This is a genomic window from Mesorhizobium captivum, assembly GCF_033977165.1.
Taxonomy (GTDB): Bacteria; Pseudomonadota; Alphaproteobacteria; order Rhizobiales; family Rhizobiaceae; genus Mesorhizobium; species Mesorhizobium captivum.
In genome coordinates this window covers 49,194-76,193 of the sequence record NZ_JAVIJB010000007.1, presented here as the reverse complement: position 1 = coordinate 76,193, position 27,000 = coordinate 49,194, and the positions used below count along the sequence as shown (strand labels likewise).

Here is a 27,000-nt window from a genome sequence, read left to right as displayed (position 1 = left end):
ATGACTTCGAGACCCTCGATTGCCTTAGCTAAATTCGCCGCGCCGAGAAAAGGCAGCGTCTTCGTGCTCGCGGCCGACGGCGGCGGCCTTGGCGAGGCCGCGAAGGCGTGCGACCCGGCTGGCGCATTGGCGCGCGCCTTTCCGGTCGCCGATTTCTCCGGCAGGTTCGCGAGCTCGGCCGAGGTGCTGGCGCCCGAGGGGACCTCGGTGGACCGGCTGGTCGCGATCGGCGCCGGCAAGGTTGCGAACCTCGACGACTACGCCTGGCTGAAGCTCGGCGGCGCCGTTGCCGCTTCGCTGCGCAAGGCGACCGAAGCCGCCGTGATCCTCGACCTACCGGAGCTCCAGCCGGACGGCAGGCAGGCGGCGAACCTTGCCGCCGGCATCCTCCTGCGCAGCTATGGCTTCGACAAGTACAAGACCAGGAAGGACAAGGAAGAGGGCCAATCTGAGGCCAAAGCGGCCGACGCCAAGGGGGCGGGGGCCAAAAAGGCCGACACGGCGAAGCCCGTCAAGATAACCATCCACTGCGCCGACCCGTCCGCCGCGAAAAAAGCCTTCGCGGAGGAAGAGGCGGTGATCGACGGCGTGCTTTTGGCGCGCGACCTCGTCAACGAGCCGGCCAATGCGCTTGGGCCGGTCGAGTTCGCCGCCCGCGCCGGGGAATTGGAAGCCCTCGGCGTCTCGGTCGAGATCCTCACCGAGAAGGAAATGAAGAAGCTCGGCATGGGTTCGCTGCTTGGCGTCGCGCAAGGCTCGCCGCGCGGCGCCCGCATGGCCGTCATGCAATGGAAGGGCGGCAAGGCCAAGGACGCGCCGATCGCCTTCGTCGGCAAGGGCGTCACCTTCGATACCGGCGGCAATTCGATGAAGCCGGCCTCCGGCATGGAGGACATGAAGGGCGACATGGGCGGTGCGGCCGCCGTCACCGGGCTGATCAGCGCGCTGGCCGCCCGCAAGGCCAAGGCCAATGTCGTCGGCGTCATCGGCCTGGTCGAGAACGCGGTCGACGGCCACGCGCAGCGACCGGGCGATATCGTCACCTCGATGTCCGGACAGACCATCGAGGTGCTCAACACCGACGCTGAAGGGCGCCTCGTGCTCGCCGATGCGCTCTGGTACACCAACGACCGCTTCAAGCCGAAATTCATGGTCAATCTGGCGACCCTGACCGGCGCTATCATGGTCGCGCTCGGCCAGCATTATGCCGGCCTGTTCTCCAACAATGACGAACTGGCCGGCCAGCTGACCGGCGCCGGCCAGGCGACGCAGGAGCGGCTGTGGCGCATGCCGCTCGGCGCCGAATACGACAAGCTGATCGATTCCAAGAACGCCGACATGAAGAACATCGGCGGCCGCTATGGCGGCGCCATCATCGCCGCCCAGTTCCTGCAGCGTTTCGTCAAGGACACGCCATGGGCGCATCTCGACATTGCCGGCACCGCGATGGGCGGACCGGCGAGCGAGATCAACCAGTCCTGGGGTTCCGGCTTCGGCGTCAGGCTGCTCGACAGGCTGGTGCGCGACCATTACGAGGGGTAAGGCTTTCAAGGTGGCCGACATCCTGTTCTACCACCTGACGGAATCGACGCTCGAGGAGGCGCTGCCGGGCCTCCTCGAGCGCAGCGTCGAGCGCGGCTGGCGCGCAGTCGTGCAGACCGGCACCGAGGAACGGCGCGATGCGCTCGACCAGCATCTGTGGACGTTTCGCGACGACTCCTTCCTCGCGCATGCCACCGACCGCGAAGCCTATCCGGCCGAGCAGCCGATCCTGGTCACCACGGGCGAGGGCAACCCCAATGCTGCGCAGATCCGCTTCCTCGTCGATGGCGCCAACCTGCCCGAGCTTTCCGGCTACGAGCGTGCCGTCTTCCTGTTCGATGGCCATGACGCGGCGCAATTGGAAGGCGCGCGGGTGCAGTGGAAGGCCTTGAAGGAAGCCGGCCACGCCGTGACTTACTGGCAGCAGACGCCGGACCGGCGGTGGGAACGCAAAGCCTGAGAATCGTCACGTCTATCCTTCAAGGCGCATCCCGCTCCTGCGTCTCAAGATAAGTCCACAGCGCCTCGGCCACCGGCCCATGCGGCCGGTCGCGCCGACGCACCGCTGCGACGGTTTCTGTGCGGCCGGGAATTTGCCTGCCGGCGATCGAGATCAGCCGTCCATTGCGGAGTTCGTCCTCGATCAGCCATTCAGGCAGGTGGCCCCAAGCCAACCCGTGCAGGATCAACTCCTTCTTCATGATGTGATCCGGCACCGAGCAGGAATGCGCCCCGTCGATGACGAAGAAATTTTCGGGCGAGGAGCGCCGCGCCGTGTCGCGGATCACGCATTGCGTGAAGGGCCGCATCGCCTCCGGCGTGATTTCGCGGATGTCATGAAAGGGAAGGAAGCCGGGCGCCACAACCGGCACGAAGTTCACCTCGTAAAGATCGATCCGCTCGAGACGCGGATCGGGCGGATTGGCGCGGTGGAAGATGAGGTCCGCTTCGGCGTCCATCAACCGCTCGACCGGCCCGCTGATTGCCTCATATTCCAAATGCAGGCGCGTACGGGTCCGTCCGGCAAAGAAGCGGCTGAGCAGGCCGAGGATTCTGGGCCTCGGACAGATATCGCCCATGACGACGCGCAGAACGGTTTCCTCGCCGCTTGCCAACTGGCCTGCGTAGCTCTGGAGATGTTCGAGTTCGCGCAGCGCCAGCCGGGCGCGGCTGTGGAACAGGCGGCCTTCCTCCGTCAGGCTCACGCGATAGCCGCTGCGGTCGAGCAGGACGAGGCCGAGCTGCTCTTCAAGTCGTGCGACCGCGGCGAAGACGGAAGGATGCGTCCGGCTCAGGACAAGCGCGGCGGCCTGAAAACTGCCCTCGCTCGCCACAGCGTCGAAGCACCTCAGATCTGGAGCTTCAAATCATGCATTGTCGTAATTGCCTACAGAGATCGTCAAATCATAGTAATTTTCTTCGATAGTAACCAGACCTAACGTCCTCATCGAAACGACGCGGGATGACCTCCCGCCTGATCGAGATGAGGATCAAAATGACCGAAACGCTTCATTTCACGGCCGGCGACGGCGCCCGCATCGCCTATAGGCTCGACGGCCCGGAAGGCCGGCCGGTACTTGTGCTGTCCAATTCGATCGCCACGACCTTCCACATGTGGGATGGTCAAGTTGCTGAGCTCGCCAAATCCTTCCGCGTGCTGCGCTATGATTTTCGCGGCCATGGCGGCTCCGATGCGCCGGCCGGCGCTTATTCGCTCGACCGGCTGGGTCGCGATGTGCTCGAACTGCTCGATTTCCTCGAGCTTGCCCGCGTGCATTTCCTCGGCCTGTCGCTCGGCGGCTTCGTCGGCCAGTGGCTGGGCGTCCATGCGCCGGAGCGCATCGAGCGGCTGATCCTCTCCAACACCTCGTCGCATCTCGGGCCGGCGTCCTATTTCGACGAGCAGATCCGCAACGTGCTGTCAGCCAGTGACCTGTCGGCCACCGCGGACATGTTCATGCGCAACTGGTTCCCGCCTTCGATGCTTGCCGACCGGAACGAGACGGTCGAGGAATTCCGCAGCGCGATCCTGCCCATGTCGCCGCAGGGTCTCGCCGGATGCTTTGCCGCGGTGCGCGACGCCGACCTGCGCCGCCCGATTTCGCTGATCACCGCGTCGACATTGGTCATCGGCGGCGAGGACGACAAGGTGACGCTGGCAAGCCACAGCGAGGCGATCGCGGCGGCAATCCCCGGCGCCGAGCTTGTGCTGCTTCCCGGCGTTCATCTGCTCAATGTCGAGCGCCCGGCGGAATTCATGAATGCAGCCATGCGCTTCTTCCAGGCGGACTGACCCGAACTCAGCCGCGCTAGCCTCGTGAACATCGCTATCGGCCGCATTTTGGTTTAGATAGACGCGAGTGCACGCATGGGGGGAGGATGCGGATCAAGATCGTCGGAACCGGCAGGGCGGTGCCGGCAAAGTGCATCACCACGAGCGCGCTGGAGGGGAGGCTGGGCCTTGGACAGGGCGCGCTCCAAGCCGCCACCGGTGTGGTCCAACGCTATGTTTGCGAAGCCGAATCGCAGATCGATCTCGCCTGCGCCGCCGCGCATCTCGCGCTAGATGACGCCGGGCTCGGTCCCGCCGCTCTCGACCTGATCATCGGCGGCTGCGGCGTGCCTTATCAGCCGCTGCCGGCCACCGCGCCTCTGGTCATGCAGCGCCTTGGCCTCACCGACGGTACGGCCGCCGCTTTCGACGTCAACAGCACCTGCCTTGGCTTCCTCACCGCCTTCGAAACCGCCGGCCGCATGATCGAGGCCGGGCAGTGCGAGACGGCGCTGGTGTTTTCCGCCGAGGTCGCCTCGCGCGCGCTGCCGTGGCAGGACGCGCCGGAGGTCGCGGCACTCTTCGGCGATGGCGCTGCGGCTGCCGTGCTGCGCAGGGCCAAGCCGGGCGAGGGCAGCGTGGCGGCGAGCCTGATGCGCACCTACCCGTCGGCCTGGGAAGCCTGCGGCATCGGCGCCGGCGGCACACGTTTCGATTTCCGCAAGGAGCCGGAGGAGTTCGCCCGCCACAGCCTTTTCCACATGGACGGCAAGGAATTGTTCCGGCTGACCACGCGCCATTTCAACAGCTTCGTCGCCGCCCTGCTGGAGCGCGCCGGCTGGCGGCATCAAGATGTCGATCTCGTCGTGCCGCATCAGGCCAGCCCATTCGCGTTGGCACACATGGCGCGCCAGACGGGTTTCGCGCCGGAAAAGCTCGTAGACATCGCGGCCCGCTTCGGCAACCAGATCGCGGCCTCCATGCCCTTCGCGCTCGACATCGCCCGCCGCGACGGTCGCGTGGCGCCTGGCATGAAGCTGCTCTTCCTCGGCACGTCCGCCGGTGTGTCCTTCGGCGGCATGGCGCTGGAAACCTGACGATGGTCGTGCTCGTCACCGGCGCCAGCGGTTTTCTCGGCTCTCATGTGCTGGCGCGGCTGGCGGCTTCGGGCACGCTGGCGTTAGGCCTTGGCCGTGATGCGGAACGCTGCGCCACGCTGGGGGCCGCCGGTCATCGCATCATTCGCCATGACCTTGCACAGCCGCTCGATGGCGCGCTCGATCCGAGGCTTGGCGGGGTCGAGCGGATCATCCATTGCGCGGCACTCTCGTCGCCTTTCGGCCGGCTGCAGGATTTCATGGCAGCCAATGTCACGGCGACGCAGAACCTCGTCGATTTCGCCAAGCGCCAGGGCGTCAGCCGCTTCGTCCACATCTCCAGCCCGTCCATCTGCTTTGCCTTTCGCGACCAACTCGGCCTGACCGAGGACATGGCCTTGCCCGACCCCGTCAATCACTATGCCCGCACCAAGCGAGAGGCGGAGCGGATCGTGCGGGGCGCTCCCGAAATCCATCCTGTGGTGCTGCGGCCGCGCGGCATTTACGGCACCGGTGACCGCGCTTTGCTGCCGCGCCTGATCGAGGCGGCGAAGGGCCGGCCGCTGCCGCTGTTTCGCGGCGGCCGGGCGGCAATCGATCTCACCCATGTCGACGACGTCGTCGATGCGGTCATGGCGGCGCTTGCGGTGCGCAAGGAGGCCGAGGGTCAGATCTTCAACATCTCCGGCGGCGAGGTGCTGCCGGTGCGCCGCATCGCCGACGAGGCCTGCGTCCGCGCCGGGCTCAAGGCGCGCTGGCGGCCGATGCCGCTGCTGCCGGCCATGCTCGCGGCGGGCCTGATGGAAACGGTGGCGCTCAGGCTGCCCGGCCAGCCCGAGCCACCGATCACCCGCTACGGGCTCGGCCTCTTCGCCTATGCCCAGAGCCTGGATTTATCCAAGGCGAAACGCGTGCTCGGCTGGACGCCCAAAATCCCTTTCGAAGAGGGGCTCGACCGCACCTTCGCCACAGGTGTCGCATGAAGATCGTCTTCGCCAACAGCGCCTGGGTCAGCGCCGCCGAGCGGCTCATCCTGCGCGGCGGCAGCTGGCAAAGTGTCAGGCTGCGCGTCCGCTACGGGCTGATCTTTCATCCCGCTGCCGGGCCAGTGCTGGTCGATACCGGCTATACGCCGGAAGCGCTTTCCGGAGAGCGACGGGGCCGGATGCTGCGCCTCTACAGCGCGCTGCTGAAACCCGAGCTCAACGCCGCCGAACAGGTCTTGCCGGTGCTGCAGCATTTCGGCTTGTCGCCGGACGACATACGTACCGTCATCGTCACGCATTTCCATGCCGATCACATTTCCGGCCTGTCGCTGTTTCGCAACGCTCGCTTCATCGCCAGCGACGCCGCCTGGGCGCGGGTCAAGGCGCGCACGCCGCGACAGAACTTGCGCCACGGCGTCTTCACCGAGCTCTTTCCGACCGACTTCGAGACGCGTTTGGGCGGCCTATGCTCCAAGCCGCGTGTAGAGGCGAGCGGTGGCGTTCCCGGCGGCGTGGATATCTTCGGCGACGGCAGCGTGATCGCGCTCGATCTGCCTGGACATGCCGATGGCCAGTTCGGCCTGCTCTTTGCCGGGATCGAGCGGCCGCTGCTCTATGCCGTCGACGTGCAATGGCTGCTCAAAGCCTTGAGCGAATGCCGCACGCCAGGCTTCCCGGCCACGCTGATTGCCGAGGATGCCGCGGCGATAGAGCCCACCAGCCACATGCTACGCCGCTTCCTCGCCATGGGTGGCGAGGTGATGCTCTGCCACGATCCTGCGCCGACGGCCTACGATCTGGCATTGAGCGATCCGGAGGCCGGATGAACGCTCTGGCGGAAGCGGTCGGCTCGTTTGCCTTGACGCGCTGGGTCTCGCGCAAGAACCGCGCGGACTTCGAGCGCTGGCAGGCGGCCGCGTTGCGGCGCTTCCTCGACCGTGACCTGCCGCGCGCGTCTTTTTACGGCAAGGCACCACCCCGTCTCACCGATCTGCCGGTCACCGACAAGGCGCTGTTGATGGCGCGCTTCGAAGATTTCAATGTTCATGGCATCACCGCCGCCGAGGCTTGGGCAGCCTTGGCCCGCGATGGCCGCGCCGGTTCACTCACGGTCGGCGCGAGCACCGGCACGTCGGGCAATCGCGGCCTGTTCGTGATTTCCGAGGCGGAAAAATACCGCTGGCTGGGCGCGATCCTCGCCAAGGCGGCGCCCGATCTTCTGTGGCGCGGCATGCGTGTCGCCGTCATCCTGCCGCAGAACACCGGGCTATACGAAGGCGCCCGCAGGTCGAGGCTGGTCAAGCTCGCCTTCTTCGACCTGACGCTCGGGCCGGAGCGCTGGCGCAAGGCGCTCGAAACGTTCAATCCGACGGTGATCATCGCGCCGCCGAAGATGGTCAGGTATTTCGCGGTCGAGTGCTTCCGGCTCGCGCCGAAGCGTATTTTCTGCGCCGCCGAGACACTCGATCCCGTCGACCGCCCGGTGATCGAGGCCTTCTTCCGGCTGCGGCTCGAGCAGATCTACATGGCGACCGAAGGTTTGCTCGCCGTGACCTGCCGGCAGGGCATGCTGCATCTTGCCGAGGACTCCGTCTTCTTCGAATTCGAGTCGGCGGGCGAGGGGCTGGTGACGCCACTGGTCACCGCCTTCCGCCGCCAGACCCAGATCATGGCGCGCTACCGCATGAATGACCTGCTGCGGCTCTCTGAACAGCCTTGCCGGTGTGGTTCGCCGCTGCGCTGCGTCGACGAGATCGTCGGGCGGAAGGACGATGTCTTCCGGCTCGATTCCGCAAGCGGTCCAATCCTCGTCACGCCGGATGTGCTGCGCAATGCCGTGCTCAAGGCCGACCGCCGCATCGACGATTTTCGGCTCGTCCAGATCGCGCCGGACGCGATCGAACTGAGACTCCCACCCAGCCTTGCCGACGATGCTGCGGCAGCGGCGCTTCAGGCAGTGCGCTCGCTGCTTGAGGGACGAGGTACTACCGCAATCGTCACGCTGGTGCGTGCGCCGCTGCCGCTGGAGACAAGCCGCAAATTGCGCCGCGTCGAATGCCGGCTGGAGCAGGTTCCATGAGCCGGGTGGCCATCGCGGCAAGGCCGGCGCAGCAAGCCGACCGGGTCGAAAACAAGCCGGCCAAGGTTGAGGCATTCGTCCGGCTTTTCAATGAGATGCCGGTAGGCAACCTCGTTGCAAACCTGACGACCAAAGTCGAGACTCTCGAGGTCGTCGGCCGAACCTTCCCGCTGACGCTCAACGATGCGGGGGATGCACCGAACTGCTACATCTGCTGCCCCTCCAGCGCCTATATCGACTACGCGATAGACGAGACGCGCAACTTCGCCGCCCATGCTTTGCTGCGCCGCGTGCTTCAGGCATTGATCGGTGCCTGCGCGCCGCGGGTCAGGGCGAGCGGCCTCGATCATCAGGTGCAGGTCAACAACTGGCTCTATTCCACCAATCCTATGCCGCTGCTCGACCGGCAGACGGTCGCGGCGCTCCGCGCCGCGCTGGTCGCGCGCTTTCCCGATCGTGCCATCCTCTTCCGCTCGCTGAACGAGATCGCCGATCCTGCGACCATTGCCGCGCTGAAGGCGGAGGGCTTTCGCATGCTGGCGGCGCGGCAGATCTACATCTTCGCCGACCGCAGCGCCGCGCCCGCCATGACCAAGAATATGAAGGTCGACCGCAAGCAACTCGGCGCCACGCATTTCGAGCGGGTCGGCGATGCGGACTTCACCGAGGCCGACTATGCGCGCGCCGAAGCGCTCTACAACATGCTCTATCTGGAAAAATACACGCCGCTCAATCCGCACTACACGGCGCGTTACATCGCCGAGATGCATCGGCGCGGCATCATCAGCCTTGCTGGCCTGCGCCGTCCCGGCGGCGAACTCGTCGCCGTCACCGGCCTGTTCGAGAACGGCGGCACGCTCACGCAGCCGATCGTCGGCTACGACACCGGCCTGCCGCTCGGCGAGGGGCTCTACCGCATGGTGATGGCGATGGGGCAGGACCATGCCACGGCGCGCGGCATGTTCTTCAACATGAGCGCCGGCGCCGCCGGCTTCAAACGCCGGCGCGGCGCTATTGCCGCGATCGAATACAACGCCGTCTACGCCGGCCATCTTCCGCGCCGCCGGCGAATGGCGATCCGCGCCATGGAAACCGTGCTGGCGCTGGTCGGCATCCCTTTGCTCAGGAGGTTCGAACTGTGAGCGAGCGCCGCGACCACGGGAAGGATTTTTGGCAGGCGGTGGCGCTCTCGGCCGACATCGGCAAGCGGCCGAAGCGCATCCTGTTCGATGGCGCGCCACTGGTGCTGTTCCGCTCGGCGCAAGGCATCGCCGCGCTGTTCGACCGCTGCCCGCACCGTCTGGTGGAACTTTCGACCGGCAAGGTGACCGGCGGCGAGATCGAATGCCCCTACCATGGCTGGCGCTATGACGGCGAAGGCCGCTGCACGGCTATTCCCGGTCATGTCGGCGAGATGCCGCATTACCGGGTGCGCCGCTTCGCCGCCATCGAGCGCGACGGCGTCGTCTTCGTCTCCTCCGGCGTGCCGCAGGGCGAACCCTATCTCCATTGCATGCAGGGCAAGGACATCATCGCGCGGCGGGTGCGCAGTTCGACGCAGTCGACGGTGATCGATGCGGCCGAAAACATCCTCGATGCCACCCACACCCATTTCACCCACAAGGGCCTGCTGCGCGGCCTGACCTCGAAGCGTCATCTGGTGCGGGTCGAGGTGACGGGCGGCGCGGGCTGGGTCGAAGCCTGCTACACCGGCGAGGATCGCCAGCAGGGCCTGATCAGCCGGTTGCTGGAGGGCGAACGCAGCAAAACCATCGGCCGCTTCCGCCATCCCAGCATCGCCGAACTGGAATATTGGGGCAGGGACGGGCTGGTGCTCGCCACCACCTTTCATCTGCGTCAGGCCGACGAACGCACCGTCGAAGGCGTCGGCTGGCTGATCGGGCGGCGCCAGGGCTTGCGTGGTGAGCTGAAGGCGATCGCCTTCAAGCCACTGTTCAATATCGCGCTGCACCAGGACCGCCGCGTGCTGAAATCGGCGAGCGACAACGCCCGTTTCGCCCCACAGGCGCTGCCGGTAATCGGCCCGCTCGATTTCCTGCGCCGCGATATTGCGGCAATCATGGAAGATAAGCTGCCGCCGGCCGCGGCTGAGCCGAGGGTGCATCAGATCGAGTTGTGATGGTTGGCGGACAAGTAGGATGCGTGGAGTTCCTTCGCGCCCCCCTCTGTCCTGCCGGACATCTCCCCCACAGGTGGGGAGATTGGCCGTCGCGCCGGCTTTCGCCAATTGCCAGCGTTGCAAGAGGGCGCCGACGCCGAAGCTGCTGATCTCCCCCCAAGTGGGGGAGATGTCCGGCAGGACAGCGGGAGGCGCTGTCCCGCCGAGGTCTCGAAGATCGCACTTCAAGAACGGTCGCCCGGCCCATTCCATTCGATGTCCCGCGTCGACGCCGCCTGCAGGCTGATGCGCTGGCGCCAGGCCACGCCGGCGATCTCGGTAAGCACCGGCCATTGCGCCTTCACCGGCGCCGGGTCGCCCGGCCAGTCGAGCAATTCCTGGCCTTCGCGCATCGCCTTTCGAAAGCGGTCAAGGCCGCCTGAACGCAAGGCCGCCGGCAGCCCGCAAATCCACATGGCGAGCCGCACCGTTTGCGGTGCGGTGACATCGGGTCTGACTTCCGGCCCGTCTCCCAGCACAGCATCCGCAAATCGACCAGGATCGCGGAAGAAATGCAGGCCGCTCACGGCGCGCGGATTGCACTCCAGCGGCAGCACCCGCCCATCTGGCTCACGCATCAGGTCGAAAGAGATCTGCCCGGTCCATGACGTGCCGGTGACGATGCGCTCGACCAGTTGGCGCACCGCTCGATCCTCGACCCGTTCGAAGAAGATGCCGGCGCCCTTGCCGGCGCGATAGAGCGAACGATAGAGCGCCAGCGCCTTCAGCTTGCCCGCGCGCGCCACCGCATAGGCGCTGATCTCGTCGCCATCGATGAAACGCTGCGCGACCCAAGGCATGGCGGGCGAGGGGGTGATGGCCTCAAGAAAATCCGGCGTCGGACGCAGAAACACATGACTGGCGAAGCGCGACCAGACCGGTTTGAACACCCATTCGCGCGAGCGGCTGCGTACCGTTTCCAGATCGTCAGGTGAACTGAGCAGCGTGGTCTCCGGCACCGCCAGCCCGAGGCTCTCGGACAGCCGGATGAAGGCGTGCTTGTTGTGGACTTCCGCCAGCAGATCGATGCCGGGCGCGAACAGTGCCGCCGGCTTGGCGCGTCCGTGCCAGGCCAGCGCGAGATAAAAGACCTCCTCGCAGGTCGGGATGACCAGCTCTATGCCTTCCGCCCGCACCAACGTCTCGACCGCCTCGGCGTAAGCCTCCGGCTCGAAGCGCGGCGGCGGCAGGCGATGATAGCGCGCGCAGGCCTTGCTCGCGGCGGCGATCGGGCGCGCCGGCGTGTCGGCCAGGATCACCCGGCACCCGGCGCCGTCGAGCAGGCGCGCCAGATGCAGCGCCACCGGCGCGCGCGCCCCGGTGATGAGCACGGTCTTGTCAGCCCCCGGCATCAGGTCTCGCAGTCGTTTCGATCGCTCGAACCGTTGCGCGAAAACTCCTTGCTTGGCAATTGCGCTACTTTCCGCCAACCGGCAGCGCGCGCTGCACGACATTGAGGAAGAAGCGGATGCCGATCGGGACGATGGCGTCGTTGAAGACGAAACGGTCGCCATGCAGCCCGGCGCCGGGGCCGACATCGCCGGCGCCGAGCCAGACATAAGCGCCGTCGCCGACACGCTGCAGCAGGAAAGCAAAATCCTCGCAGCCCATGCTGGGCTGGAACTCGGTCGCGACGCGTTCCGTGCCCACCGTATCGGCGCCGGCCTGTGCCGCGAGCGCCGCGCCGCTTGCCGGATTCACCACCGGCGGGTAGCCGCGCTTGTAGGTGAGTTCGGCGCTGGCGCCGTGCATCGTGGCGGTGGCCTGCGCCACGCGCTCGATCTCGGCCGCGCAATGGTCGGAAAGCGCGCGGTCGTAGAAGCGGCAGGTGCCTTCGACCTTCACCTCGCCCGGCACGAAATTGTTGAAGCGGCCGCCGTGGATCTGCGTCACCGACAGCACGGCCGGCGACAGCGGATCAATGCTGCGGGAAACCAGCCGCTGGATCGCGCTCACGAAGCTTGCCGCGGCCAGCAGCGGATCGTCGCCCAGATGCGGCATCGCCGCGTGGCAGCCGCTGCCGCGAAAGACGATCTCGAAATCGTCGACCGCCGCCATTTGCGGTCCGGCGCGCACGCCGATATGGCCTTCCGGAAAACCCGGCCAGTTGTGGACGGCAAACACCTGCTCGACCGGAAAGCGCTTCAGCAATCCGTCCTCGATCATCTTTTTGCCGCCGCCCAGCACTTCCTCGGCTGGCTGGAAGACGAACACCACTCGCCCGTCGAAGCTCTCGCTTTCGGCGAGCAGTTTTGCAGCGCCAAGCAGCATCGCGGTGTGACCGTCATGGCCGCAGGCATGCATCACGCCATCCTTGCGCGAGGCATAGGCAACATCGGCCACTTCCTTGATCGGCAGTGCGTCGAGCTCGGCGCGCAAAGCGATCGCTTTGCCGCTCGTGCCCTTGATCAGCGTTGCAATCACCGCCGTGGCGCTGACGTCGGTGTGGACAGTCAGGCCGAATTCCTTCAGCTTCGCCGCGACGAAAGCCGCCGTCTCATGCTCGGCAAAGCCGAGCTCCGGATTGGCGTGGATCGCCTGCCGCCAGCCGATCACTTCGGGCACGATCGCCGCTATCCTGTCGTTTTCCCGCATCGTCTTATCTCCGCTTCGTTTGCGGCGATGTTGCCGATGTTCCTGGCTCGCGTCTTGAACGGGATTGACGGGCAGGGCGGTTTGAAGAAGGCTTGTCCTGATGAGTGACGCCAGCGAGCAAAGAGAACGCGAAGCAGCGAAGCTGACGCGGCATGAGGGCCTCGGTGGCCTCGAAATGCTCGCCGCCCGCTATCGCGACCACGCTTATGCGCTGCACACGCACCCGACCTGGGTCTTCGGCGTCGTCGTGGCCGGCGTCGAGAAGCTGCGCATTGGCCGCCGCCAGCATCTGGCCCCGGCGGGTTCGATCATCATCGTCAATCCCGAAGAGCCGCATGACGGCGAGAAGGGTGCACCCGACGGCTGGGCCTATCGCACCTGCTATCCGGACGCCGCCTTGATGGCCGAGATCGCCGAGGATCTGGAGCTGCGCGGGCTGCCGATGTTCAGCGAGGGCATCGTGCAGGCGCCGGAACTGGCGCGATCCTTCGTGCGTGCTCATCGCCTCGCCGGAAAGCTCGATCAGGAAGCGGCGATGTTGGTGGTGCTCAGCAAACTCGCCAAGCGCTTCGGCGATGGCAAGGTCCGCGACCGTGCTTCGGAAGCCGGCGAGACAGCAAGGCACTTCCGCCTCTACGGCGAGCTGATCGCCGCCGATCTTTCGTCCGGCTTCGACCTTGCGCATCTGGCGGCGGCGGCCAGGGTCACCCGCTTCCAGGTCATCCGCGACTTCCATCGCGCCGCCGGCATGACGCCGGGCCAATATCTGCGCGACCGTCGCATCCGCGCCGCCTCGGCGCTGATGAAGACCGAAATGCCGCTGGCCGAGATCGCTGTTGCGACCGGCTTCGCCGACCAGAGCCATCTCACCCGGGTGTTCAAGACGATCAAGGGCCTGTCGCCCGGCGCTTGGCGCGCCGCGGCCTGAACGCTGCCCGTTTGCGGGTGCTCCGCTGGACTACAGCTTCGCCTTGATGCGCTTCATCTTGCCGCTGGCATAGTCGCCATAGCGCAGCTTAGATTTGCCATGCCTGTCCTTGAACGCATACCAGTCGCCATCGGGCAGCTTGCGTTGATAGATCACCTTGCCGGCCTGACGATGCTCGAAGCAGGTCATGGATTTCTTCGACCCCCACCCGCCACGCCATGTCACCCGGTAGCAGACCTTGCCGCCGCCAGGGATGAACCACATGCCGTCGCCGTAGCCGGGCTTGCCCTTGTCCGAGGTCCAGGCGTCGAACTGCCGCTGCTTCACCGCGAAGAAGGCGGTGCCGTTCTTGCCCCACAGCCACGAATGGTTTTGATAAAGCTGGTAGACGCCCTCGTCGGAGAGGACCGCCGCTGTTGACGCCTGGTCGTCGACCTTGTTCACGGTCTTGGCCATCGCAGGGGCCTGCAGGCCGACAACAAAAATGGAGCAGCCAAGCACTGCTCCGACAAATTTCCCCAATACCCGTTTCACCACTTTGCTCCACCCACTGATTTACGCCACGCCTACACCCGTCTCCAAAGCCGGGCTTTGGAGCTTGTCATTTTGAACTTGAAGCTGGAGCCCGTCCCGGATGCCGGGACGGGCTGATCTCCGCGGTCTTACGGCAGGACGTGCTGGGTCACCCGCCAGTCGGGCAGCCCGTAGCCGTTCAGCCACGGCCACGTTTCCTTCTGGTTGAAGTAGACGACCGAGGTCAGGGCCGGAAACTCCGCATAGGACTTGCGGGTTTCTTCCGCCCACTTCGTCACATAGTCCTGCTTTCCGACATAGCCGAGCTCGGCCACGACCACCGGCTTGTTGAATTTCGCGACACGGTCGTAGCCGGGCTTCAGCGTCTCGGCGAAGGTGCGGTCGCGGCCGGTTTCGTCATTGTCCCTCTTCTGCAGGCCGAACACCGACAGGCCGATGACGTCGACATAGTCGTCACCCGGGTAGTATTTCTCGAGGCCGTCCATTCCCTTGGGAGACCACATGTATTTGGCCGCGGGCGCCGCCTTGCGGCAGACATCGACCTCGCGCTTGTAGGCGGCGATCCAGTCCTTCGGCGCCCAGTTGGCCCAGGTGAAGCGGCCGTTGGTGTCTTCCATTTCCTGCGCCCAGCGGATCGTCACCGGGCTTTTCATCTGTCCAGCCAGGTTGCAGATCGCCTGCATGTTGGCGTCGTATCTGCCGCTCAAGATGCCGTTGCGCAGCTCCGGCGGCGTGATGCGCCAATCCTTCGACCAGGTCCATGGCTCGATGGTGATCAGCAGCGAGCGGCCGCGCTGCAGAGCGTAGGCGTCAGCCAGCGGCAGCGTCGAGAGATCGACGTCTTCCCAAGGCAGAAAGAGCTCCTCGATGGTGGCCGATTTGTCGTTGCTGAAGTCGCCATAGGGATCATAGGAGCCGAATGCCGACGCGGCCGAATTCGTCTGCACCGGATCCGTTCCCGCAGGCGATCCCGCCGACGCCGGCAGGACAAGGCAGCCGCCGACGATGAACGCCGACACAACTGCCGTTGCTGTGGAGTATTTCATGCCCAACCTCCTATAGCCTCAACGAAGGATGTTGAAGCTCGCCACAGCGTGCCGATGAGGATCGGCACGCAAACCCAGACAATCGGTCTGCCGACGTGAACTGCGGGTGTTCTGAGCGACTGGGACGGGCACAGCTTTGGCGCGAGGCCGTCCATCAGAGTAATCCCTCGGGTGCCTATACCTTGGAATCCCCGGGAGACTGTCGCCGCGATACTCACAAATTCGCGTCAACATTACGATATTAACCCTTACTGATATAAGAGCCTATGCTTGCCCAGAGTCAAGAGCAATTAACCGTTACTTAACCCTACCTGGGCGGACATGGTTAACGCGGCGGTTGCAACGGGGCCCCGTTCGCCGGACTTCGCGCTCGTCGGAAATCCCTCCGACGGGCGCGCCACGGCCGCAAAGAGCTGTCCGGCCAAGGCATGAGGTTAACCAGTTCTGAAGAAGCTTGGTTAAGGCAAGCTTAATTCTGTTGACTCTCAGCATTAGCAGGCGCTGATTCTACCATGGGATGTGAACGCTTCCGGCCGCAAGGGCGGGAGCGTAAGTGGCGGCGGGTAGAATGAGTGTTTCGTTGGATGCCGGCGTTGTCGGCGGCAAAGAGGGGCGTGCGAGCCGGCGCGGCAGGGCTCGTGTCGGCGTTGGCCCCAAGGGCCCTTATCTCGTGCCGGTTCTGTCGCCCCGGCAGCAGTTGATCCTTCGGCTCGGCCTCGCCTTCTGGTTTGTCACGCTCATCTTCTTCTGGTCCTGGTGGTTGCGGCCGGAACACGTCGAGCATATCGGGCCATATGCCTTCGCCACCGTCGTACTGGCCTGGCTGACGCTGATGCCGATGTACTTCCTGCTCAACGTCCACGCCTCGCGAAAATCCTCGAAGCTGCATGCCATCCCGAAGCGCTCGCGCGCCGCCATGGTGGTCACCAAGGCGCCATCCGAGCCGTTCGCCGTCGTCCAGCGCACGCTGGAGGCGATGCTGGCGCAGGACTATCCGCACGACACCTGGCTGGCCGACGAGGATCCGTCGGAGGAGACGGTCCGCTGGTGCGATGCGCATGGCGTAATGATTTCGACACGGCGCGGCCGCGAGGACTATCACCGCAAGACCTGGCCGCGCAGGACGCGCTGCAAGGAAGGCAATCTCGCCTTCTTCTACGATCACTATGGCTATGAGCGCTACGACTTCGTCGCCCAGATGGATGCGGACCACGTGCCGACGCCGACCTATCTGAGGGAAATCCTTTATCCCTTCGCCGATCCGGCCGTCGGCTACGTCTCGGCGCCCAGCATCTGCGACAACAATGCCGGCGAAAGCTGGGCGGCGCGCGGCCGCTTGTTCCCGGAAGGCATGTTCCACGGCCCCTTGCAGTCCGGCCACACCGGCGGCGGCGCGCCGCTCTGCATCGGCTCGCACTACGCGGTCAGGACGAAGGCCCTGCGTGAGGCCGGCGGGCTTGGTCCGGAACTAGCCGAAGATCATTCCACCTCGATGCTGGTCAATGCCGCCGGCTGGCGCGGCGTTCACGCCATCGACGCGATTGCCCATGGCGACGGTCCGCGGACCTTCGCCGATCTCGTCACGCAGGAATTCCAGTGGTCGCGCAGCCTGGTGACGATCCTTCTCGAATACACGCCGCAATACTTCCACAAGCTGACGTCGCGGCTGAAGTTCCAGTTCCTGTTCTGCCAGCTCTGGTACCCGCTGTTCGCGCTCTTCGCGCTGATGATGTACGTCATGCCGATCTATGCGCTCTACACAGGGCGCAACTTCGCCAACGTCATGTATGCCGATTTCGTCTTCTATTACCTGCCCAACTCGTTAGCGCTGGTCGGGCTGGTGATGATGCTGAAGGCGTTCGGCCTGTCGCGACCCCTGACCGCGAAGACGTTGAGTTGGGAAGGCACGCTGTTCCTGTTCTTCGCGCGTTGGCCCTGGGTGCTGTGGGGGACGCTGTCGGCGGTCCGCGATTATATGACGAAATCCTTCGTCGATTTCCGTGTCACGCCGAAAGGCAGCGGCCCGAAGCACCTTTTGCCCGCGCGGGTATTCGTGCCCTACGTTGGCTTGGCGATCGGCGCTGCCCTGCCTGTGCTCACCGTCAGGCATCCCTTCGATGCCACCGGCTTCTATTGGTTCGCCGCCTTCAATGCTTTCCTCTACGGCCTGCTGGTTGTGGTGATCATTGCCAAGCACATTGCCGAAAACAGGATCTCGCTGCGCGCCAATGCCGGCAAATTCGCCTTGCACGCCTGCCTGGCGCTGCTCGCGCTCGGCGTACCGGTCGCCGGCTTCTACGATCGCGGACTGGAAGGCATCTATGGCCTTCAGCAGGGTGCCGGCGGCTTCCGCATCGTCAGGATCGCCTATGTGGTTTCCGGTGCCGGCATGGGCGACATCGGCGCACGCAATTTCTACTTCGACCCCGGCTGGGACGCGCCGCGCTGAGGTCGAAAGTGGCCTTCGAACACAGCCGGTCTGACCTGAAGTTCCGCTTGCTGCCCGGCTATCAGCCCTCTGCCAAAAGTTCAAATTTTAGTAAGAGTCGATCGAGCGTCGAGAGATGGCGCTCATCATGTCGTTTGTACGAATCTTAATAAGTCTCCTCTAATATTAAGCCATGATGTGAGCTGCGAAAGGCCGCTCACGCTGGGTGCGAAAGAAAGCAGAGCGAAATATATCTTCGCGCCATGGTGAATTATATTTCACGGCAGGGGACGGCAATGAAGAAATTCATGGAACGCGCGGCGGCGGTCGGCAGAAAATATGCCCACGCCTTTGCCGCTATTGCATTGGTATCGATGGTGTCTGGTTGTCAGACCATGGATACGGCCAAGACCAGCTCGATCGGCGGCAACGAGCCCGCGGTGAAGGCGCTCGCCAACAAGGTCCATTACGTCAATAAGAAGCAACTCTATCGGGTCCATCGCAAGCATCTGACGCAGATGACCAGCGTGACGCGCGTGAGGGAAGAAGCCTATGCCGCCTTCGTGCGGCCGCAGCGCATCCGCACGTCGGCGCCGACCAGGGTTTCCTACAGCCTGGGCAGTGCTGGCCCGCTGCTCGGCCATTCGCCCTGGATTTGCGGTCCGAGCGGCTTTGGCCAGCGCTCGGCTTGCCGGGCACGTTGAACCAACATCTGCGCTCGGCCTGCCGCGCGCTGAACAAACATCAGCGTTCGGCCCGCCGCGCTGGCTGAACCGTCGCCGGGGGGCGAGAGCCGGGGGCGAGAGGATTGGCGCCGACCGCGCGCTACCTCTTGCCCTCCGGCCGCCATTCCTGCCGGTACCAGTCGACGAATTTCGCCAGCCCTTCCTCGATCGACACTTTCGGCTTGAAGCCGAAGTCGCGCTCCAGCGCGCTGGTGTCGGCATAGGTCTTCTCGACCTCGCCGGGCTGCATGGGCAGGTTGTCGCGGATCGCCTTGATGCCGAGCAGCCTTTCCAGCGTCTCGATGAAACGGCCGAGATGCACCGGCTGGCTGTTGCCGATATTGTAGATCAGATGCCTTGGACCGTCGGCTGGCGGCGGCCGGTCGAGCACGGCGAGCACGCCGTCGACGATGTCGTCGACATAGGTGAAGTCGCGCCACATCTCGCCATGATTGAAGACGCGGATCGGCTTGCCGGCCAGCATCGCCTCGGTGAAGATCCAGGCCGCCATATCCGGGCGTCCCCAGGGACCGTAGACCGTGAAGAAGCGCAGGCCGGTCTGCGGCAGGCCGTAGAGATGCGAATAGGTCGAGCTGATCAGCTCGTCGGCTTTCTTGGTCGCCGCGTAGATCGACACCGGATTGTCGACGCGGTCGGTTTCCGCGAACGGCACCTTGGTATTGCCGCCATAGACCGAGCTCGAGGAGGCATAGACGAGATGCTTGATCTCGGGCGACGCGCGGCACAGCTCCAGCACCTCCAGATGACCGGCGATGTTGGCGTGGATGTAAGCGCGCGGATTTTCGAGCGAGTAGCGCACGCCCGCCTGGGCGCCGAGATGAGCGATGCCGCTTACCTTTTGGCCCTTCAGCTTCGCTGCCAGCACGCTGGGCTCGGCGATGTCGAGCTGATGGAACGAAAATCCTTTGTTGCCGGAAAGCCTGGCGAGCCGCGCCGCCTTCAGCGCCGGGTCGTAATAGGCGTTCATGCTGTCGACGCCGACAACGGCGTCGCCGCGCGCGAGCAGGCGCTGGCAGACATGGCTGCCGATGAAGCCGGCGGCTCCTGTCACCAGGATGGTCATGCAGGGACCTCGGGCGAGAACAGGGCGGCCTGGATCATTTCCGGCGTGACCTGGTCTTGTTGCTTGCCGGCGGGCTCGGTGAGTGCCAGCCATCGCCTTCGCCATGCGCGGGCTGCGGCCGTGCCACATAGGCGAGGGAGACATTTGCTTCGAGATAGACGCGCGACAGCATTTCGGCGAGCACGCCCGACGTCACCATCTGCAGGCCGGCGATGACCAGGAAGAAGCCGGTAAATAGCATCGGGCGCGTTCCGATGTCCTGTCCGAAAAACACCTTCAGGCCAAACAGATAGGTCAGGACCAGGGAGCCCAGCACGCCGAGCACGATGCCGATGCCGCCGAAGAAATGGCCGGGCCTGGTGCGATAGCGCATAAAGAAGAACATGAAGACGAGGTCGAGCACCACGCGGAAGGTGCGCGAGATGCCGTATTTGGATTGGCCGTGGATGCGAGCGTGGTGCGTCACCACTTCCTGGGCGATGCGACGCGGCGTCGTCACCGTCGCCAGCCAGGCCGGGATAAAGCGGTGCATTTCGCCGTAGAGCCGGACGCTGCGGATGACGCTGCCACGGAAAACCTTCAGGCTGCAGCCATAGTCCTTCAGCTTGACGCCGGTGACGCGCGCGATCAGCGAATTGGCGATGCGCGACGGCAGCCTGCGCATCCAGAAACCTTCCTGGCGGTTCTTGCGCCAGCCGGCGACGAGGTCGAGATCCTCGGTCAGCAGGCGATAGACCATGCGCGGAATGTCGAACGGGTCGTTCTGCAGGTCGCCGTCGAGCGTCGCGATGACGTCGCCGCGGGCGGCGTCGAGGCCGGCCTGCATGGCCGCGGTCTGCTTGAAGTTGCGCACCAGTTCCACGCCATGCACATGCGGACCATACTCGGCCGCGAGCCTGCGGATTTCGTTCGGCGTGGCGTCGGTGCTGCCGTCGTCCACCAGCACGACTTCCCAGGGCTGGCTGTAGTTCTCCATCGCCTGGTGGATGCGCACGACCAGCGGCTCGACATTGTCGGCCTCATTGTACATGGGAATGACGATGGACAGCTTGTGCTCGGGCATGACGGCGCCGGCGGGCAGTCCCGTTTGGGGGATAGGAAGCAGGTCCATGGCGGTCATTTCCTTGCGGGCCCCGCGGCCGGGGTCTCCGGCAGCGTCGATTTCGAGGGAAACAGCCAGGCGATCGCACCGGTGGCGACGGCCGAGCAGAGGATGAAGAGATGCAGCGCCAGCGCCGCCTGCAGGCCGTCCTTCATGGCGATGTCGGAATAGAGCAGCGCCGCCGCGGCGCCCGCCTCATAGGTGCCGAAACCGGCGACGCCCTGCACCGGCAGGATGGCGGCGGCCTCGGCTCCGACAGCGCCGGGAAAGGCGGTCTGGAAGGTGGTGCCGAGCAGCATGGCGAGCAGCCATCCCTGCACGGCAAGCTTCAGCGTCCAGTTGGCGACCGTCCACCACCAGCCGTAGCGGGAGCGCCCGGTCGCCTCGGTGAAGATGTCGCGCAGCTTGCCGAGTTTCGAAACGATCTTGCCGCGTCCGGCCCAGTCATGCGGCTCGCGCGCCCAGCGCGGCAGATACCAGGCAACCGCAATCAATGCCGCGATACCCGCGGGCCTGAGCGCCGGATGAAGGCCCGGCCACACCAGGCAGGCAAGCACGCCGACGACGAAGGCATCCTGCAGCCTGAACCACAGAAGCGAAGCGCTGGCGCGCACGATCGAGATGCCGAACACCTGGCGCAGAAGCAGCGGGAAGGCGGTCTCGCCGCCGCGGAATGGCACCACGTTGATCATGGCGTTGTGGATCAGGATGACGCGCAGGCAGGCGCCAAAGCGGCCGTTCACCTCGTCGCGGAATTCGTCGCAGACGCGCAGCGCGCGCAGCACATAGGTGACGAATAGCGAAAGCGTCACCGCCGCGAAGGCGCCCGGCGTGACGCTGGCGAAGGCGTCGCCCACCATCTTCCAGCGCGAGTCGCCGGCAAGCCATGCCAGCAGCGCCAGGGTGACGATTATCGAGAATGCTTTTTTCAACCAGGTCTCCGCCGGCTTCCGTTGCCGCGTCAGCGGCTGCGGACGCAACGTTCATCGGTACGCGGCCGTCCGCCGACTGCCGCCGAAAGGCCACGGCCCGGCCACAACAGGCGCGGCTCCCTCACGGGCGGGTGATCCTATAGACCAGCAGCTTGTCCGAATCCACAAGCTTGGTTGCGGTCTTGTCGAGGTAGTCGACCACCCCGTCATGATGTTCGACGAACAGACGGTCCCGTTTGTCGGCGGCGTTCTTGGCGGTGCCGAAATAGTCCGCGCCCTGGGTGCGCAGCCCCTCGAGCTGGGCGATCGCGATGGCATCGTCCTCGGCGAATTTCGACCATTCGACATCGCCGCCGCCGGGCGGGAATACCCAGCCGCGGACCCGGCTGTAATAGATCGCGACGGGGTCGCCGGCCTCCGGCGCGATGGCGACGACAAGCTCGCCGGGCTGGACGAAGCGCGCCAATTCCTCACCGAGCAGCTTGCCGTTCACGGCGATCGGCGCCTTCATCGTCTTGAGCAGAGGAACGGTCGAAAGCGCCAGGGCCAGCGCCGCGATGAAGGCCGAGCGCAGCATGACGGCGGGGGTGAGCGCCGTTCCGGTGCCGAGCGTCGCCAGCACCAGCGCGCCGCGCCCGCAGAACATCGCCAACGGTATATTGAAGATGTGGTAATTCCATGGATTGCTGGTGATCTCGCGCGCCGCGGCGATATAGACGACCGCTGCCGCCGCGAGCCATACATAGGGAATGGCCGAAAGAGCTCGCTCGCTGGTCTCGGCAGGCTTCGGCGGCATCCAGAATCCGACGGCGATCAGCGCCATGAACGGATAGCCGTAGAACCACCAGATCGAGGTGTTCCAGACGGACTTCAGATAGAAACTGTTCTTGAAGAATGTTGAGAAGCCGGAATCCCAGATATAGCCGCTGCCCGCCACATGATAGGGCGGGTAGGAGCGGCCGAGATAGATCGCCCAGCTGAAATAAGCGGCGATGATGGCGAGGCTCAGCAGCCCAGCCGCGAACACCCTGGCCGCATGCCTTGTTTTCCCGGCAACGATCCAGCAGACCATCAGGTAGAAGATGACCGCGCCGGCGGCGAGCCCGGGCGGCTTCGCGAGCGCGCCCAGCGTGAAAGAGAGGGTGGCCAGCGGCAATAGCCATGCCTTGCCGCCGACCCAGTATTTCGCGAACAGCCAGACGCCAAGCGTCACCAGCGCCAGCATCGAGGGGTCGGGCAGGAACGAGCTGTCGATCATAGCCGGGCCGGGCATCAGCGCATAGGCGAGCGCCGCCGCGTGGGCATGCGCCTCGTCCCAGCAGAGCGCGGTCAACCGGTGCAGGGAAAACACCGTCACCATGCCGAACGCCGCCGCGATCATCCGGCCGAACCAGTCGTGCCAGCCGAAAAGCTGATAGAGCAGGGCGGTGAGATAGCTGACGATCTGGAATTCCCGCCCCTGATAACTCGGCCCGGGGCCGGTCCAGCTCACTTCGGGAAAGAAGATGTTCCAGCTGCGCTGCTGGAAATTATCGGCCATCATGGCTGTGCTGGTCTCGCGCCAGCTGAAAGAGTCGACAAGCGGCTGGGTGATGTTGTGAAACCGGGCGATTGCCGCCACCAGCAGGATAGCCAGCAAAATCAAGGTATTGAAGTCGATACGGATGAGAGCCGCGGCCCGCCGGCGAGGCAAGGCCAAGCCTTGGACGTCGGCCGTTTCCGTGTCGCCTGTCATCTGGAGCCGCCCCTTCCCACCCAAGCTACTCTGGCGCAGCGCAATTACCAAACACTGTCAGAGTATCACAAGATTGTAATAGCCGTGGTTAAATAACAGCTTGTAGCGATGCTTAGACTTGGACTCGGTTGACATGGCGCCTCACGCGGCTGTTAATGGTTTCAAGGGCGCTGATCGCGCCGCGCCGGGCCGACGGGCTCGGGCTTGCGACGGAACGCGAAAAGCCCCGAAGAAAATCTTCCAAACCATGGTTCCTCGACCCGACCGTGACAGGGTCGAGGTGGGGGCTATCGACATGCGCTTGCTCATCGACACGACAGACCAGACTGCTTTTCCATCTAAACCCGGCATGAGTGTCCGCCGGCGTGCGGCGCGCCGCTGGCTCGTGCCGCTCCTCATGGCCTGCGGCCAGCTTGCGTTCGCAGGCGCTGCCGATGCCGCCGCGGCGAAGAACAGCGCGGCTGTCGAGGCCGCCGCCAAGCCCGAAGCCGCGCCGACGGCGTTCGAGTTGCAGCTTCTCTATTCCGACCGCACCTGGAACTGGAAGAATGGTGCTGCCTATTTCGGGCTGGACAGGCGCCTGCAGGCCTGGACGGCCGGACAGGACAAGCCCGCCGTGGCAGAGGGTCGGTGGCTGGTGACCGACACCGGCAAGATGTGCATGGAGCTTGCCTGGAGGTCCAAGACCTACACCACCAAGCCGCAACGCACCTGCTACAGCCACCGCATCGAGAGCGGCAACATCGAGCAGCGCAAGGACCCGGACGGCGAGTGGTACGATTTCAAGCACGCCAAGGACGATCCCGCCGACGAGCATAAGAAATTCGAAGCCGGCAACACCAAGGGCGCACAGTTCGACGAGACCCGCAAGCTGGTCGACAGCAAGAGCTAGGCAGGACGGACTTGGGTACTTCCGGACGGAAGCCGTGTGGCGTTTCTGCGTTCGGAAGTGCCTAAAGAAAGAGAGCTGGAGCGGGTCAGCCATTCCATTGAAAGCTGAACCGCTCCAACAGCCTTCCGCCCGAATAGAAGAGGCTCGCTGAGACAAGCCCTCAACCAAGCTCAGCGAGCCCGCGCCCCGACACAGTACTCACAGGGACGACTGCCAGCCTTGCGGGCTGGCGTTTTTTCGTTGTCTCCGCGCCGCTCGACGCGCGCTTTACGCGTGAAACGGTGGAGGTTGCACCAAAAGCTTTCGGCATCGAGGCCGGGACAAGCCCGAAGAAGGGCGCGGCCGTCCTGACGATGGTGTCGATGTCGGAATTCTCCGCCATGAAGCCCAGTCGCTCGCGCGCCAGGCTGGGATCGGCGAAAAGCCCGGCCGGGTCGCCGGGCCGGCGCGGCTTGTAAGCAACCGGCACCGGGCGCGACGTGATGCGCCCGACCGCCTCGAGGATTTCTTTGATCGAGATGCCTTTGCCGGTGCCGAGATTGACGGACAGGCTGTCGCCGCCGGCCTCGAGATGCATCAATGCCTTGAGATGCGCGCGGGCGAGATCGCTGACATGGATGTAGTCGCGCACGCAGGTGCCGTCCGCCGTCTCGTAATCGTCGCCGAAGACCTCGATCGCCGTGATCATGCCGGACGCCGCCATCAGCACACGGGGAATGAGATGGGTTTCGGGCGTATGCCACTCGCCGAGCTCGCCCTCGGGGTCGGCGCCGCAGGCGTTGAAGTAGCGGAGGATCGCGTATTTCATCCCATAGGCTGCGGCATAGTCCCTGATGATCTCTTCGCCCATCAGCTTGCTGCGACCATAGGGGCTGATCGGCTTCTGCGGCGAAGTCTCGTTGACCGGCAGCGCCTCCGGCACGCCGTAGGTCGCGCAGCTCGAGGAAAAAATCACCTTGTCGATGCCGTTTGCCCGCGCCGCGTCCAGCACCGCGATCGTGCCGCCGACATTGGTCGCGTAATACTCCGCCGGCTCGCTGACCGACTCGCCGACATAGGCAAGGGCGGCGAAGTGGACGATCGCCAGCGGCTTGTAAGTGCCGATCGCCCGCTGCAGCGCTTCGCTGTCGCGGATGTCGCCGACGACCAGCGGACCCCAGGCGACGGCCTTCCGGTTGCCGCGGCCTAAATTGTCGTAGACCACGGGCAGGTAGCCCGCCGCCGCGAGCAGCTTGCAAGTATGGCTGCCGATGAAGCCGGCGCCACCCGTCACCAGAACGGGGCGGCGGGTCGTCATGCCGTTGCCTCCCTGACAGAGGACGCCTGGACGGCTTGCGGGACGAACCGGCGGCAGCCCAGCAACGCGTCGAAATAGGCCGTGGTATGAGCGAGCCCTTCGCTCAGCGCAACCTTCGGTTCCCAGCCGAGGTGTTGCCGGGCAAAGGAGATATCGGGCTTGCGCTGTCTGGGGTCGTCGACCGGCAGCGGCCTGTGCACGATGTGCGAGCGTGAATTCGTATAGTCGATGACCAACTCGGCCAATTCCATGATGGTAAACTCGACGGGGTTGCCGAGATTGACCGGGTGCGGCGGCGCCACCGGGGCGTTCATCAGGCGCACGAAGCCTTCGATCAGGTCGTTGACGAAGCAGAAGGAGCGCGTCTGTGTGCCGCTGCCATAGACGGTGATGTCGTCGCCGCGCAGCGCCTGGACGATGAAGTTCGACACCACGCGGCCGTCGTCGGGCTGCATGCGCGGGCCATAGGTATTGAAGATGCGCGCGACGCGGACATCGATGCCGTATGTCCTCGAGTAATCGAAGAACAGCGTCTCGGCCGAGCGCTTGCCTTCATCGTAGCACGAGCGCGGGCCGTGCGTGTTGACGTTGCCGAAGTACCCTTCCGGCTGCGGATGCACCAGCGGATCGCCATAGACTTCCGAGGTCGAGGCTTGGAAGATCTTGGCGTTATGGCGCCTGGCGAGTTCCAAAAGATTGATGGAGCCGAACACACTCGTCTTGAAGGTGTGGATCGGATCGGCCTGGTAGTGAGGCGGAGAGGCGGGGCAGGCGAGGTTGTAGATCTCGTTGACCGTGAAGTCCGCCGGCAGTTCGTCGACGATGTCGTGCTTGACGCAGGTGAAGGAGGCGTCGCGCGCTATGCCTGCAAGATTGTATCTTTTGCCGGTATGAAAATTGTCCAGCGCGATGACTTCATAGCCGTCGGCGAGCAGCCTTTCGCACAAATGCGAGCCCAGGAAACCCGCTCCGCCGGCGACCAGAGCGCGACCACGATCGAACCCCCTGCGACCTGGCCCGCCGTCCAGCTTCAAGACCTTGGCAACCCTACTCATGGCTTCCCTCACGCACGCACACTATCGCTCCGGCCAGGACAACAGCGTTGCCCGACCAGGTGAAATCATGGCGGCGTTCCGCATGCGCGGAACCGCCTCGACCGAAGTGTTTGTCTGAGTTCGCGGAGCTCTTGCCGTGCGGCTTATTTGCTGCCGCTCAGCGTCCCTTCGCCCCTAAGTCGCGATCCACGAATATGGTTGCCACCACCGCGGACTGCTCGCCCAAATTGCACACCCAACGCATATAAAAATATACCTGTGGACGGCGTAGTCAACTAAATTAGCGTTTGGTTAACCTTGCTTGTTAGCGATTGGTTAATCATACGGCTGGGGACCGGAACTGCCGCCGGTCCAAAAGTACTGTGATCGTGTTGGCGGGGGCCGGGTAATGAAACGACTCGCCGAACCGGCCTGCCAGCGTCAGCGGCAGGGACTCTTGCGGGTGCCGCCGGCATCTCCAAGCATAGCGTGAAAAGGAGATTAAGGGCAGG

At 64.7% G+C, this 27,000-nt stretch carries 24 protein-coding genes; 13 read left to right on the top strand and 11 right to left on the bottom strand.

All coding sequences use genetic code 11. The annotated features are described in order from the left end of the window. Together RFM40_RS08675 and RFM40_RS08670 are read left to right on the top strand one after the other, a co-directional pair. A complete protein-coding gene (locus RFM40_RS08675; RefSeq protein WP_320228791.1) occupies window positions 1-1,542 on the top strand; it encodes a leucyl aminopeptidase in 1,542 nt (513 codons plus the stop codon). Between the two features lie 10 nt (window positions 1,543-1,552). Then, complete coding sequence (locus RFM40_RS08670) at window positions 1,553-2,002, top strand: DNA polymerase III subunit chi (RefSeq protein ID WP_320228792.1); 450 nt, start codon at window positions 1,553-1,555, stop codon at window positions 2,000-2,002. A 19-nt stretch (window positions 2,003-2,021) separates the two neighbouring features. Here RFM40_RS08670 and RFM40_RS08665 read toward each other — a convergent pair whose 3' ends face one another. Further along, window positions 2,022-2,894: a LysR family transcriptional regulator gene (locus RFM40_RS08665; protein WP_320277441.1), complete on the bottom strand. Its 873-nt coding sequence runs from the start codon at window positions 2,892-2,894 to the stop codon at window positions 2,022-2,024. 143 nt (window positions 2,895-3,037) lie between these two features. Between RFM40_RS08665 and RFM40_RS08660 the strand changes: the two genes are divergently transcribed. From RFM40_RS08660 to RFM40_RS08630, 7 genes are all read left to right on the top strand, one after another. Continuing rightward, window positions 3,038-3,835: an alpha/beta fold hydrolase gene (locus RFM40_RS08660; protein ID WP_320228794.1), complete on the top strand. Its 798-nt coding sequence runs from the start codon at window positions 3,038-3,040 to the stop codon at window positions 3,833-3,835. Between the two features lie 86 nt (window positions 3,836-3,921). Then, window positions 3,922-4,911, top strand: coding sequence for a 3-oxoacyl-ACP synthase III family protein (locus RFM40_RS08655; RefSeq protein WP_320228795.1), 990 nt, complete (start codon window positions 3,922-3,924; stop codon window positions 4,909-4,911). Between the two features lie 2 nt (window positions 4,912-4,913). Beyond that, a complete protein-coding gene (locus tag RFM40_RS08650) occupies window positions 4,914-5,894 on the top strand; it encodes an NAD-dependent epimerase/dehydratase family protein (RefSeq protein ID WP_320228796.1) in 981 nt (326 codons plus the stop codon). After that, window positions 5,891-6,724 carry an MBL fold metallo-hydrolase gene (locus RFM40_RS08645; protein WP_320228797.1) on the top strand — a complete coding sequence of 278 codons (834 nt, stop codon included), beginning with the start codon at window positions 5,891-5,893 and terminating at the stop codon, window positions 6,722-6,724. The genes RFM40_RS08650 and RFM40_RS08645 overlap by 4 nt, the downstream gene beginning before the upstream one ends. Continuing rightward, window positions 6,721-7,977, top strand: coding sequence for a F390 synthetase-related protein (locus RFM40_RS08640; protein ID WP_320277397.1), 1,257 nt, complete (start codon window positions 6,721-6,723; stop codon window positions 7,975-7,977). Before RFM40_RS08645 ends, RFM40_RS08640 begins: the two co-directional genes overlap by 4 nt. Further along, on the top strand, window positions 7,974-9,119 hold the full coding sequence (locus RFM40_RS08635) for a GNAT family N-acetyltransferase (protein ID WP_320277396.1): 1,146 nt from the start codon (window positions 7,974-7,976) through the stop codon (window positions 9,117-9,119). The genes RFM40_RS08640 and RFM40_RS08635 overlap by 4 nt, the downstream gene beginning before the upstream one ends. Continuing rightward, a complete protein-coding gene (locus tag RFM40_RS08630) occupies window positions 9,116-10,117 on the top strand; it encodes a Rieske (2Fe-2S) protein (RefSeq protein WP_320277395.1) in 1,002 nt (333 codons plus the stop codon). Before RFM40_RS08635 ends, RFM40_RS08630 begins: the two co-directional genes overlap by 4 nt. A gap of 224 nt (window positions 10,118-10,341) precedes the next feature. Here the strand turns inward: RFM40_RS08630 and RFM40_RS08625 are convergent, their stop codons facing one another. Then, entirely contained in the window at window positions 10,342-11,508 is a 1,167-nt protein-coding gene (locus tag RFM40_RS08625; protein ID WP_320277394.1) for an ATP-grasp domain-containing protein, read from the bottom strand. A 64-nt stretch (window positions 11,509-11,572) separates the two neighbouring features. Next, on the bottom strand, window positions 11,573-12,751 hold the full coding sequence (locus RFM40_RS08620; protein WP_320277393.1) for an amidohydrolase: 1,179 nt from the start codon (window positions 12,749-12,751) through the stop codon (window positions 11,573-11,575). A 100-nt stretch (window positions 12,752-12,851) separates the two neighbouring features. Between RFM40_RS08620 and RFM40_RS08615 the strand changes: the two genes are divergently transcribed. Beyond that, entirely contained in the window at window positions 12,852-13,679 is an 828-nt protein-coding gene (locus tag RFM40_RS08615) for an AraC family transcriptional regulator (protein ID WP_320277392.1), read from the top strand. Between the two features lie 30 nt (window positions 13,680-13,709). On the opposite strand, the gene RFM40_RS08610 is transcribed toward RFM40_RS08615, so the two are convergent. Both RFM40_RS08610 and RFM40_RS08605 read right to left on the bottom strand, forming a co-directional pair. Further along, window positions 13,710-14,135 carry a DUF995 domain-containing protein gene (locus RFM40_RS08610; RefSeq protein WP_320277391.1) on the bottom strand — a complete coding sequence of 142 codons (426 nt, stop codon included), beginning with the start codon at window positions 14,133-14,135 and terminating at the stop codon, window positions 13,710-13,712. Window positions 14,136-14,341: 206 nt separating this feature from the next. Beyond that, entirely contained in the window at window positions 14,342-15,259 is a 918-nt protein-coding gene (locus tag RFM40_RS08605; RefSeq protein ID WP_320228805.1) for a glycoside hydrolase family 26 protein, read from the bottom strand. A gap of 568 nt (window positions 15,260-15,827) precedes the next feature. Between RFM40_RS08605 and RFM40_RS08600 the strand changes: the two genes are divergently transcribed. Next, window positions 15,828-17,708 (top strand): glycosyltransferase family 2 protein, encoded by a 1,881-nt coding sequence (locus tag RFM40_RS08600; RefSeq protein WP_320277390.1) that lies wholly within the window; start codon window positions 15,828-15,830, stop codon window positions 17,706-17,708. 275 nt (window positions 17,709-17,983) lie between these two features. Next, the gene (locus RFM40_RS08595) at window positions 17,984-18,391 is read left to right on the top strand and encodes a hypothetical protein (RefSeq protein WP_320228807.1); all 408 of its coding nucleotides are present in this window, start codon (window positions 17,984-17,986) and stop codon (window positions 18,389-18,391) included. Between the two features lie 121 nt (window positions 18,392-18,512). Here RFM40_RS08595 and RFM40_RS08590 read toward each other — a convergent pair whose 3' ends face one another. The 4 genes from RFM40_RS08590 to RFM40_RS08575 all read right to left on the bottom strand — a co-directional run bounded on the left by RFM40_RS08590 (window position 18,513) and on the right by RFM40_RS08575 (window position 23,265). Continuing rightward, complete coding sequence (locus RFM40_RS08590; protein ID WP_320228808.1) at window positions 18,513-19,496, bottom strand: NAD-dependent epimerase/dehydratase family protein; 984 nt, start codon at window positions 19,494-19,496, stop codon at window positions 18,513-18,515. 34 nt (window positions 19,497-19,530) lie between these two features. Further along, window positions 19,531-20,607, bottom strand: coding sequence for a glycosyltransferase family 2 protein (locus RFM40_RS08585; protein ID WP_320228809.1), 1,077 nt, complete (start codon window positions 20,605-20,607; stop codon window positions 19,531-19,533). A gap of 5 nt (window positions 20,608-20,612) precedes the next feature. Further along, on the bottom strand, window positions 20,613-21,530 hold the full coding sequence (locus RFM40_RS08580) for a lysylphosphatidylglycerol synthase domain-containing protein (protein ID WP_320277389.1): 918 nt from the start codon (window positions 21,528-21,530) through the stop codon (window positions 20,613-20,615). Between the two features lie 121 nt (window positions 21,531-21,651). Then, a complete protein-coding gene (locus RFM40_RS08575) occupies window positions 21,652-23,265 on the bottom strand; it encodes an ArnT family glycosyltransferase (protein WP_320277388.1) in 1,614 nt (537 codons plus the stop codon). A gap of 295 nt (window positions 23,266-23,560) precedes the next feature. Here RFM40_RS08575 and RFM40_RS08570 point away from each other — a divergent pair, with 295 nt between their 5' ends. Continuing rightward, complete coding sequence (locus RFM40_RS08570; protein ID WP_320228812.1) at window positions 23,561-24,157, top strand: DUF995 domain-containing protein; 597 nt, start codon at window positions 23,561-23,563, stop codon at window positions 24,155-24,157. 160 nt (window positions 24,158-24,317) lie between these two features. On the opposite strand, the gene galE is transcribed toward RFM40_RS08570, so the two are convergent. Both galE and RFM40_RS08560 read right to left on the bottom strand, forming a co-directional pair. Then, the gene (gene galE / locus RFM40_RS08565; protein WP_320277387.1) at window positions 24,318-25,454 is read right to left on the bottom strand and encodes a UDP-glucose 4-epimerase GalE; all 1,137 of its coding nucleotides are present in this window, start codon (window positions 25,452-25,454) and stop codon (window positions 24,318-24,320) included. Then, window positions 25,451-26,509, bottom strand: coding sequence for a UDP-glucuronic acid decarboxylase family protein (locus tag RFM40_RS08560; RefSeq protein WP_320228814.1), 1,059 nt, complete (start codon window positions 26,507-26,509; stop codon window positions 25,451-25,453). Before RFM40_RS08560 ends, galE begins: the two co-directional genes overlap by 4 nt. Between the last annotated feature and the right edge of the window lie 491 nt (window positions 26,510-27,000).